The sequence below is a fragment of the Cyanobacteriota bacterium genome (assembly GCA_025054735.1).
Taxonomy (GTDB): domain Bacteria; phylum Cyanobacteriota; class Cyanobacteriia; order SKYG9; family SKYG9; genus SKYG9.
Genome location: JANWZG010000106.1, coordinates 1 through 10,358, shown reverse-complemented (window position 1 = coordinate 10,358; position 10,358 = coordinate 1). Strand labels below are relative to the sequence as shown.

The window sequence follows — 10,358 nt, the reverse complement described above, 5'->3', positions numbered from 1 at the left end:
AGTGACCTATCCAGCGAATCCACCCCAGATGTCCTCGCATTGCCCACCAACCTCTACAGCGATGAACCCCCCTTGGAAACCGACCTGCACCGCAACCAGATTGACCTGTTAATTCGCCTGCTCAACTACTGGTGGCGCGATCGTCCCAACTTCTACATCTCCGGCAACCTGACCGTCTACTACAACCAACAGCAACTGAAGAGCCGGGACTTCCGGGGGCCAGATGTATTTGTAGTGCTGGATGTGGAAAAGCGTGATCGACGCAGTTGGACAGTTTGGGAAGAAGGGGGCAAATACCCCAACGTGGTAATTGAACTCCTCTCCAACTCCACCGCCCAAGTGGACAAAGGAGCCAAGAAGGACCTATACCAAGACATCTGGCGCGTACCCGACTACTTCTGGTTCCATCCAGAGACCCTAGAGTTTGCTGGATTTCATCTAGTCAACGGACGGTACGAGGCCATCGCAGCTACCGAGACCGGGTGGCTGTGGAGCGCCCAGCTTGGGTTATACCTAGGGATGCATGAACGCCAGTTGCGCTGGTTCACGGCTGAGGGGCAACTGATTCCCTTGCCAGAGGAGGCAGAACGGCAGGCGAAGGAGCAAGCACAGCAGACCGCAGCCCAAGAGCGGCTTGCAAAGGAGCAGGCAAAGCAACGAGCCGAACGGTTAGAGGCTCTATTGAGAGCACAGGGTATTGATCCGGATCAACTACAAGGGTTATAGGGGTTACAAGTTTCTATTGCTTGATACCAGACTTCTCGGTCTAAAAGGGTGGGGACAAGGTGGCCGGTGGTTAAACTCCCTGATTCTCGAATATGTCAGGGGCATAGAGTTCTTGCCCTTAGACAGCCTACAGGCTCACCCGGAACACAACATCGTTGAAGTCTCGATCGCCACTCCCGGTCAAGTCCTCGAAGGCAAACTCGGTGGCGGAGACGCGACGGAAGTGGTCAACACCATCCGGGTTCGCGGCAAGGAAGGAGAAGAAAGCAAGGGGAGTCGCATCGCGGCGGTTGGCTAGGTTCCGCAACACAAAGTCAGCAGTGGAGGCGTTTTGGATGATGTACCAACCCAGGAAGCGTCCAGCGGGCAGGCTGAGGCTGGTGCTGGCTCCTTGGCCTTGACCGCTGGCAAAGATGACTTGGAAGTTACCAGGGCTAAAGGCGGCAGTGAGGTAACCGGGGTCGCCAGGACGCAGGGTGCCGATGCGTCCGTTGATATCATCTACAAAGAAGCAACCAAGTTCGTTGTTGAAGCGGGCTTCGCGGGTGATCCAGTCGAAGCGCAGGGGGGTAATGCCTGTGGTGCCAGGGATGGGGAAGGCAGCAGGGCCAATGCGAACAATGGCATCGTTGAAGTCTTGATCGCCCCCACTGGCTAAGTCTTCCCAGGCGAGTTCCAGCACACCGGGAGCCAAGGTACGATCGCGCACTTGGTCAACCTGCCCCGGATTACCCAGGCTACGGGAGAACAGGACTCGACGACCTGTAGAGGCATTGCTGGGGTTAGTAGCCAGCCAGTTGTCAGTGCTAGTATCCTGTACCAGGTAAAAGACTAGGAACTGCCCCACGGTAACGGTGATATCAATGCCAATGCCAGCGGTTTCTCCACTGCGGAAGAGGATGCGTCGTCCAGCACTGGTGAGGGCAGTGCGGGCATAGGTGGGGTTGCCGGGGGCAATGCCGTTGATGGTGCCTTGGGCATCGTCGGCAATGAAGTAACCAAGTTCGTTGTTGAAGGCGGCATCGCGGAAGACCCAATCCACTTGCAGGACGATTTGGTCTCCGGGGTTACCTCCCACTTGGTACACGCCTTCTACGCCGCCTAGATCGGTCAAGTGGGTGAGACCGGGGGACAGCGTCGGGGACGGGGGTGGCGGAGCAATTAGGGGAATGACGGTGACGGTGAAGGGACTATCGACGAAGGCTCCCTGGGTGTCGGTGGCACGAATCACTAGGTCGGCAGTGCCGCTGGTGTTGAGGGCATAGGTAAGGGTGAGCAGGCCGTTGAGAATATCGGCGGTAAACAGGGCGGGGTTGGAATTGCTGAGGATCGTGTAGGTGAGGTTAGCGCTACTGTCTTCGGCATCGGCAAAGAAGGGGAGGAGGTCGATCGTCGTGGGAGGTGCATTCTCTGCAACGGTGACGGGGGGTAGGGGAGCCACCAAAGTGGGAGTAGTATTGGGCATTAGGGTGTTGGTGAGGCTAAAGTCCACCGTGTTGGTGATGCCGTTGCCCCCAGCAGTGACGATGTAGGGGCCACCTGCGGTGCCGTTGGCAGTGGCGGTGACATTGGCGGCTCCGGTGGCGTTGAGGGTAGCAGTGAGGCTAGACAGGGTGGCGGAGGCTCCGGCAGCGGGTGGGGTGTAGGTGACTACGCCGCCCGCCACGGGTTCGCCAAAGGCACTGGTGACCTGGATGCCTAAGGGATTCGCAAAGGCGGTGTTGATCAAGGTGCTTTGGGGGGTGCCGCCGGTGGTGGCGATCGTGAACTGACGGGATTCAAACGCACCAATGTCGCGGGTGCCAACTGCCGCGATCCCCCGCTGGTCGGTGGTGGTGGCTCCGGCTCCGGCAGCGTCAATGGCAGGGCTGCCAGGGAGCAGGGCATGGGTTTGGGTGGGGCCGCCGTTGTTGGCCAAGGTGGGAGAAAGGCCAACCTGGGCTAGGGTGCCTAGTTGGTTGTTGGTTTGCGTGCCGGGGGCATTGTTGGACAGGTTATTGGTATGCCCTGCAACAATACTGTTGCTGAGGGTCGTGATGGTGCCAGGGTTGTTGATGCCGTCCGCCCCGTTTAGGGCGATCGTTGCGTTGTTGATAAGATCGATCGTGCCGATGTTGAAAATACCAACGAGTTGATTGCCAGAGAGGGTAGTGTTGCTGAGGGTGGTCAGAACTGCATCGTTCAGAATGCCCTGGGATTGGTTGCCAGAAAGGGTGCTGTTGCTGAGGGTGACGATCGTGCCTGCCTGGTTATAAATGCCCCTTAGGTTACCCGAAATCGTGGTATCGGTTAGGGTGGTCAGGGTGCCAAAGTTCAAGATCCCGTTAGCTTGGTTGCCCGTAATGGTGCTATTGCTGAGGGCAGTTAGAACACTCAAATTGGAAATGCCGTTGGTTTGGTTGCCGGAAATGATACTGTTGCTGAGGCTGGCGATCGTTCCCTGACTACGAATGCCATCCCGCCCATTACTCAGGGTCAACTGGTCAAAGCTAGCGATCACGCCGTTATTCACCGTGAAGATATCAAAGGCACCCAGGATATCAGCACGGATGGTCAAATTAGCGGCACCTGTGGTGTTGAGGATGTCCACATCGTCAGTTAGGTCGGGCAGAGCCGTCAGCAGGCTAATAGTCTGGGCACCCGCAGGCAGGAAGAAATTAATGGTATCTGCCCCGGCAAAGGCATTGGCATTGATCACCGCTTGGCGCAGGGAGCCTTCCCCGGCATCATTGGTGGTGGTGACGGTGGTGTCGTTGGCGGCAATGGTCAGGGTGGCGGCAGTGGTGCCAAGGGTGTAGCCACCGCCCACAGCAGTCATGGTGAGGAGGATCGTTTCATTCGGCTCGGCGGCTAGGTCGTCGATAACTTGAGCAATCAGGGTGGCAGTGGTGGCTCCAGCGGCGATCGTGAAGGTGCCTGCCCCGGTGTCTACTGCTGTAATCCCTGTACCGGGAATCAAGGTATAGTCTGTTCCCAAGGTGGCGCTGCCCGCCAGGGTGAAGTTCACCGTCAGTCCACCCGCTGGGACGGCTTGGCTGAGATTCAGCGTCAAGGTGCCGTTGGTGGAGGTATTTTCTACCGGGGTAATGCCGGGAGCGATAGCCAATGTGGGTGCAGCAGCATTGACTGTAATCGTGAAGGTGGTGACAGGAGACAGATCAATCCCCCCATTGGCAGTGCCGCCGTTGTCCCGCAGGCGGACTTCCACGGTGGCGGTGCCAGCGGTGCCGTTGGGAGTGTAGGTGAGGGTGCCATTGTTGGCAACAGCCGGAGCTGTAGTGAAGATGTTATTGGGATCACTGGTCACCGACACCAGGAAGGCATCTACCGCTTGTCCTGCTTCATCGGCAGGGCCGAAGACGAAGGTATTTGCCCAGCCGGGAACGGTTTGAGGGGTATTGGTGCCAGGAGCTAGGGTTTGGTTGCCTAGGTTAGCAAAACTGGGGGGATCGTTGACAGCAGTGACGTTTAGGGTCACATTGGTTACGCCTGAACCCAGCGCTCCGCCAATACCTGTATTCCCGCCATCGTTGATGCTGACCCCCAGGGTTTGAGCCACCACTGAATCCAGTACGGTGGTGTAGGTGAGGTTACCTGCGGCTAGGAAGGCGTTGATGTTCGCTAGGGTGCCACTGAGGGTGCGATTGGTTGTTGTGCCGCCCACGGTGACTCCACCGCCTGTAGTAGCTGCCAAGGTGCCTGCGCCCACGGTGAAGGTGGCAGTAACAATGCCTGCGCCCGCATCCACATCGGCAAAGGAGATGCCCGTGAGGGGACTGGCTTGGTCTTCAATCACTGCTATAGCAGCAGGAGCTGTTACCGTCGGCGCATCATTGATCGCGGTCACCGTAATGGTTTTGGTACGACTTGCAGTTTGTGCTCCTCCCCCAGTATTTCCCCCATCATTGACAGTTACCGTCAGCGTCTCAGTACCGTTGAAATTGGCTACACCCTGGTAGATTAGCCCTGTGGCATTCGCCAAGGTGGTGTTAATTTGGCTGACTGTGCCTACCAGCGTGACGGTGGTGGTGCCGTTATTGGTGATATTTCCCGCAGACACCCCATTAACCACTGCGTTGTTGACTGTCAGCGTGCCGTTAGGGGCAGTGAGGGTAACAGTCACATTGTTTGGAGACGCATCCACATCGGCTATTTGGATGTTGGTGACCACTAAGGGAGTGTCTTCAGCAACGGTTTGAGCCGGTAATGCCGTGTTGGTTGTTATGGAAATGGCATTTAGCCGAAATCGTGCTTGGGCAGAAGGAGTATTATCACCAAAGAAGATTAGGTTAGCTGTTTCATAGGGGTCGGGGGTTTTGTTAAATGCAGTGTAGTTGCGCAACCGACCAGAAAGCACAAGGATGCCATCTGCAAAGAGGCTATAGGTATTTCCCAAAATCGTCAGGTCGTAGTTTCGCAGCACGGTATTGTCTACCGTGTTGTTGAATTCTGCTTGGGTAAACAAGGTGCGTGTGTTGTCAAGAGGAGCATCATCTGGCTCTAGGGATGGATCTGTCTGGGTAGTACCATCATCCTGTGCCCAAATCCGGTCTGTCCAAAACCCTAATTCAATACCCTGTGCATCACTGCTAAGGACAATGACACTAAAGCCTGCCCGATCGTCCTTGCCATCATTGTTTTTGTTGGCAGTAGCAGCCCGTGCCTCTGCCAATACTTGAGCCGTAAAGCTGAGGGTGTAGCCGTTTGTCCGGTTTAGCACAGGAGTCACAAAAGGATTGCCAAAATAACCAGCGGAAATACCAAAATTGGAGGTTGTGTCGATGGTTACTCCACCACCGCCGACTACAGGGGTAACAGCACCAGCGGGATTTTGAATGAACGGCAAGATTAACGCAGATGGTGCCCCACCTAAAGATCCGTCGTAGAGGATGGTGCGGTTGCCAATGATCGGGGCATCGTTGTTGTTGGTGAGGGTGATGATGTCAATGGTGCGGGTGACAGCGGTGCTAGCGTTGCTGGTGTCATCCACTAGCACAAATTCGACGGTGCGGCTGCCAGTGGTGGGTAGGGCATCTCCGGCGTTGCTGTAGGCGATGCGACGCAGCAGGTCTTGGGTGCGAGCGGGGGTGGCGTTGGCGTTGAGGGTAATTACTAGGTCTTCAGCGGTGCCGAAGCCGCCTCGGAAGGTAGCGATTTCTATGCCGCCGACGGAGATGCGCTGACCGTTCAGGGTGACGGTGGCGTTGGGGGCAATGGTGAGGCGATCGCTAGCAATGCCCCCAGCCGTGAACCGCACCGTCAGGGTTCCGGTGTTAAAGTTGGCAGAATCCGCATCCGTGACAGTAGCTGCATCTGCAATCACCACTGCCGCCTGATTCTCGGCATACTGGGGCAGTATTCCTACTAAGGTGACTACAGGGGATGTGGTAACGATCGACCCATTAATTTGCACATTGTCGATGCGCCATGTACCAATTGCAGCAGATGCACCCCAGGCATAGAACCGGAAAGTAATGGGTGTTGTAACATTAGTAAAACTGGCTCCCCCCAAGGTAACTGTACGGCTAGTCAATACTGTTGCTGTGGTCGTTGTCAGCAGGTCAGTAGTGTAGCCATCTAAACTAGAGCGCACGGAGAAGTTAGTTGGCCCCGTTGCTGATCGCAATTCTTGAAACTGCAGGTCATCCAGTGTCAAGACAAAACCTGGATTCGCTTGGATGGTGAATTCAAAATAGTCATTAGCGATAATTGCATCGGCAACTGAGGTTTCTTGCCAACCGTTCGCCCAAAACACATCGTTGGCGGGGATGCCTGTGTTCGTTAATCCACTCCCCTCGGTCATGTTGCTTAGGGTGCCGTTAGTCGGTTGACCGTCTGGGGCTACACTCGTGGCTGTCCCAAGAGCACCTGTAAAAGTATATTGCTCAAGCAATGGCAATACCTGTGTGTAGGCTTCTAGCACAACGATTTGAAACGCTAGAGGAGCTTCAATGAAACCAGTGCTGACTTCCAAATCCCAATTACCATCGAGGCTAGAGGTTCCAGTGAGGTCAGTACTTGCAGCAATATCTGCCCCAGTTAGGTTGGCGATCGACGACAGGAAAGCATTCCCGACACCTGCGGCTCCCACATTGCAACCGTAGAAGAGAATATCGGCACTAGGGGCGAGGGCACTCTGCCAAGCTTGGAGTTGGCTTGTGTATTGATCAAGAGTGCTAACAGTAAGCAGGCTATTACCCAGCTTCACGCCGCCCTGAAAGCCGTGGGAGAGAATGTGGACGCTGGTGATGTCAGTGCGTCCAGTGAGGACAGTAGTGATTTGCTGGATCCCATCTTGGTTAGCATCCAGCAGCACGGGGGTGATGCCGGTTTGTAAGCCAGAGAGCAGTTGGTGGTAGTTCTGGACGGTAGGATCGATGAACAGCAGACCAGTAGTGGTTGTTGCGGTCTCGAAGGGAGCGGTAGGTGCAATCGGCAGAAGGGGATTAGTACTCATAGCTAGCAAGAACATGACGGTAACTTGGCAGATAACACCCTCACCACAACACCTTCACCACTCGGTAGTGAACAGTTGAGGTATCTTGGACAAGGTGAATTACAGCAAGGTTTATCAGAGATTACCTACTGGAAAACTTTGCGTAATAACAGTAACATTTCATTCTGGGTTAGGACACCTAATTGCCCTTATCATGGGCACCAATGTTCGACAACATGTTGCCATGCGCCTATTGGTTGAGGGTTGGCGATCGCTACCCCATTCCTACGCTGTTATTAATCAGTTTCAATGCTTGGAGTTGTTGAAACATCCAGAGATTACTTTGTTTCATCGGGACTTGCCCTATTACGCTAGCCATTGGCAACCAATCGCCGGGTTGTTGTTTCCTGAGCAGGAACAAGCACTAGCCACCATTCCCGCACCAAACCTTGAGCAGCCGATCGAGGTGTTATTACGCATGGGCTATCCCCACGATTTTTCCCCATCGGGTGTGCCTACTTGTGTGTTTGGCACGACAGAGCTGGGGGTAGTCAAGCGAGCAGCGATCGCCGGTGAAACCTCCTTGGCTGAAGCTCACTATCACTCCGATGCTGTGCTGATTACCTGTTCCCAGTGGGCAAAGCAGGGATTTCTGGCCAGTGGGGCGTGTCCAGAACGGACGATCGTGGTTCCCCTTGGCATTGATCCTAGCCTTTATCACCCCTTATCACCAGCCGAGCGCACTGCTCTGCGGCGACAACTCGGCTGGGATGACTTTTTTATCGTGCTCAACGTAGGTGGTATGGGGCGCAATAAGGGTATTCCGATGCTGTTAGCTGCGATCGCTATCCTGGCCCAGCAGTATCCTCACATTCGACTAGTGTTAAAGGGGATGGATACCCTCTATCCCTCGGAGCGGTTGATTCGAGATTTTGCCAGCGAACTCCCTGAATCAGAACAGCAGCAATTATCACAGCGATTAATCTATCTCGGTCAAACACTGTCCTTTGCAGACATGGCTCGGTTGTATCAAGCTGCCGATGCCTACGTATCCCCCTATTTTGCCGAGGGGTTTAACCTGCCCGTGTTGGAGGCAATCGCCTGTGGACTGCCCACCATCTGCACCGCTGGGGGTGCTACGGATGATTTCACCAATGATGAGGTTGCTCTGCGAATTGCCAGCCATATCCAGCCTGTGCAAGTGGAAGATAGCTGGGGAGGAGTGCTAGTTCCCGACTTTGAGCATCTGCTAACCCACCTAGAAACGTTAATCACACAACCTGCTGTTGCTGCTGGGTTGAGCCAGAGGGGATCCCATTTTGTGCATCAGCACTTTACCTGGCACCATACAATCGTGCAACTGTTAACTGTTTTTCAGCGCCTGAAGGCAACTAGGTAAATTGACAAGGCTGCATTAAAGCCCGTTGCAGCAGGTACTGGTAGTCCTGATCGCTCACCACATAAGCACCAAATCGCGCTAGGTGCGGGTTCATCATCTGGGCATCAAATAGCTGAAAGTGGCGCGATCGCAGCCATTCTACTAATTTCACCATCGCCACCTTTGACCCATCAGGAATGGCATAAAACATTGATTCGCCGATGAAAGCTCCCCCCAGTACAATGCCTAGAATGCCCCCTGCAAGGCGATCGTTCTGCCAGGTCTCAAAGCTGTGAGCAATACCTGCTTGGTGTAACTCCCGGTAAATGCACTTCAACTCAGCAGAAATCCAAGTACTTTCGCGGTTAGCACACCCTTCCACCACAGCGGCAAAGTCACGATCAATAGCCACTGTGAATCGATGTTGATTCAAAACTCGCCGTAGGGATTTGGGATACCGGAAGCGATCATCTAGTGGAATCAGCGTCCGCTCTCGACTGGAATACCAGCTCAACTCCTCATTGGCATTCTCTGCCATCAAAAAATAGCCCCTTGCATAACCCTCTACAATTGTCGCTAGGTCAAATTTAAGTTTCATTAACAGCTAGCAGTCCCCCTCACTTTATTATAGAGATTGGTTTCTAGAGCAATTGTTACACGACAACTCCGCCCACCCGTGTTTACGTGTTGCCATGGCTAACCCAGTTCCACCCATCACGCTACCGCCAGTGCAAAATGCCCAGCAAGAGGAAGAATGGCTGTTTACAGCACTGCAACAATGGCTTGACCAGGAGTTTGTGCCCGAAGCAGTCAATGAGCAGATTGCTCGCCGTGCTAGCCAAGTGTTTATGCGCCAGCGCCTAGAAGGAGAAAACGATCTAGGTGCACTGGTTATCGCCATTCTTACGGAAATGCAAGGGTTTGACTTCTCACAAAGTTTCTTCAGTGAATTTGCGGTTGCCAATGCAGTTAGCGACTTACTGCTAGACAGCTTGGGGATTGATCGTTGTTGTGGACAGTAGGTGACGGAAAATCACTACTATTGAGGTTAATCTAATGTCATGAATTGCAACCAATACGTTCCCTTGCAGAAATTGTTGGGTACCAGCCAGAACTAGAGTGAAGTACCATGAGTTTGGATACCATACCCTTTGGGTACTCTAACTGTGGTACTGTGCAATCTAGTGTCGGCAACACTTTGCAATCCAGGTTGCAGTGTAGTGTCTGGCAATACAGTGCTTTCAGTACAGTGCTGGCCGTCAGCATTAGTGTCAGCCGTACATCAGCCATATAGTCTTGGCTACAGGTTATTCATTGTTCATGTGTAAGGATTCTGTAGAGTGACCTATGTCGTCTGCCATCAAACAACTCAAACCAGCCGAAAAAGCAGCGTGTATGCCCTTCATGCCCTACTACCAAGGAGCAAAGCGGGAACTCTTGCCCTATGGAATCAGTTTATACAAGCAGGCGAACCTAGAGGGGGAGCGAATAATCGAAGGCGGAGAGAGTGTTCCCTTTGTGATTACCTGGAATGTGGCTACCTTGCCAGCCGATTTGACCCGGTGTCAGGTTCGCTTTGCGAATGATGCTGACCTAAGCTATGAAGTTACCATGGCTAGCTTTGAGTTTATTGATTTTCTGATTGACGTGATTTTGAACTATAAAAAGCGACAGATTGCTGATTTTTCTCAAGCGTTTTATCGTAAGCTGTTACGCTACGAGACTGACATCTAGCCGAGATAATCAGTTTGATAAATTACTCCTTGCAGCATAATGCTTGTAGGGAAGTTGGTGAGTAAGGGTGAAGAATAGCATGGT

General features: G+C 53.6%; 6 protein-coding genes. 4 read left to right on the top strand and 2 right to left on the bottom strand.

The window, feature by feature from the left end; all coding sequences use genetic code 11:
* The first annotated feature begins 39 nt into the window (after nucleotides 1–39).
* On the top strand, nucleotides 40–726 hold the full coding sequence (locus tag NZ772_07060; GenBank protein MCS6813317.1) for a Uma2 family endonuclease: 687 nt from the start codon (nucleotides 40–42) through the stop codon (nucleotides 724–726).
* Nucleotides 727–853: 127 nt separating this feature from the next.
* Here NZ772_07060 and NZ772_07055 read toward each other — a convergent pair whose 3' ends face one another.
* Nucleotides 854–7,183: a DUF4347 domain-containing protein gene (locus tag NZ772_07055; protein MCS6813316.1), complete on the bottom strand. Its 6,330-nt coding sequence runs from the start codon at nucleotides 7,181–7,183 to the stop codon at nucleotides 854–856.
* 193 nt (nucleotides 7,184–7,376) lie between these two features.
* Between NZ772_07055 and NZ772_07050 the strand changes: the two genes are divergently transcribed.
* The gene (locus NZ772_07050) at nucleotides 7,377–8,561 is read left to right on the top strand and encodes a glycosyltransferase family 4 protein (GenBank protein ID MCS6813315.1); all 1,185 of its coding nucleotides are present in this window, start codon (nucleotides 7,377–7,379) and stop codon (nucleotides 8,559–8,561) included.
* Here the strand turns inward: NZ772_07050 and aat are convergent.
* Complete coding sequence (aat, locus tag NZ772_07045) at nucleotides 8,554–9,138, bottom strand: leucyl/phenylalanyl-tRNA--protein transferase (GenBank protein ID MCS6813314.1); 585 nt, start codon at nucleotides 9,136–9,138, stop codon at nucleotides 8,554–8,556. The genes NZ772_07050 and aat overlap by 8 nt on opposite strands.
* A gap of 94 nt (nucleotides 9,139–9,232) precedes the next feature.
* Between aat and NZ772_07040 the strand changes: the two genes are divergently transcribed.
* Nucleotides 9,233–9,562 carry a hypothetical protein gene (locus NZ772_07040; GenBank protein MCS6813313.1) on the top strand — a complete coding sequence of 110 codons (330 nt, stop codon included), beginning with the start codon at nucleotides 9,233–9,235 and terminating at the stop codon, nucleotides 9,560–9,562.
* A gap of 325 nt (nucleotides 9,563–9,887) precedes the next feature.
* Nucleotides 9,888–10,274: a hypothetical protein gene (locus NZ772_07035; GenBank protein ID MCS6813312.1), complete on the top strand. Its 387-nt coding sequence runs from the start codon at nucleotides 9,888–9,890 to the stop codon at nucleotides 10,272–10,274.
* The last annotated feature ends 84 nt before the right edge of the window (nucleotides 10,275–10,358 follow it).

Coding starts and splice junctions, on each gene's coding strand:
- NZ772_07055 (MCS6813316.1), bottom strand. CDS start 7,183: ATGAGTACTAATCCCCTTCTGCCGATTGCACCTACCGCTCCCTTCGAG.
- NZ772_07050 (MCS6813315.1), top strand. CDS start 7,377: ATGGGCACCAATGTTCGACAACATGTTGCCATGCGCCTATTGGTTGAG.
- aat (MCS6813314.1), bottom strand. CDS start 9,138: ATGAAACTTAAATTTGACCTAGCGACAATTGTAGAGGGTTATGCAAGG.
- NZ772_07040 (MCS6813313.1), top strand. CDS start 9,233: ATGGCTAACCCAGTTCCACCCATCACGCTACCGCCAGTGCAAAATGCC.
- NZ772_07035 (MCS6813312.1), top strand. CDS start 9,888: ATGTCGTCTGCCATCAAACAACTCAAACCAGCCGAAAAAGCAGCGTGT.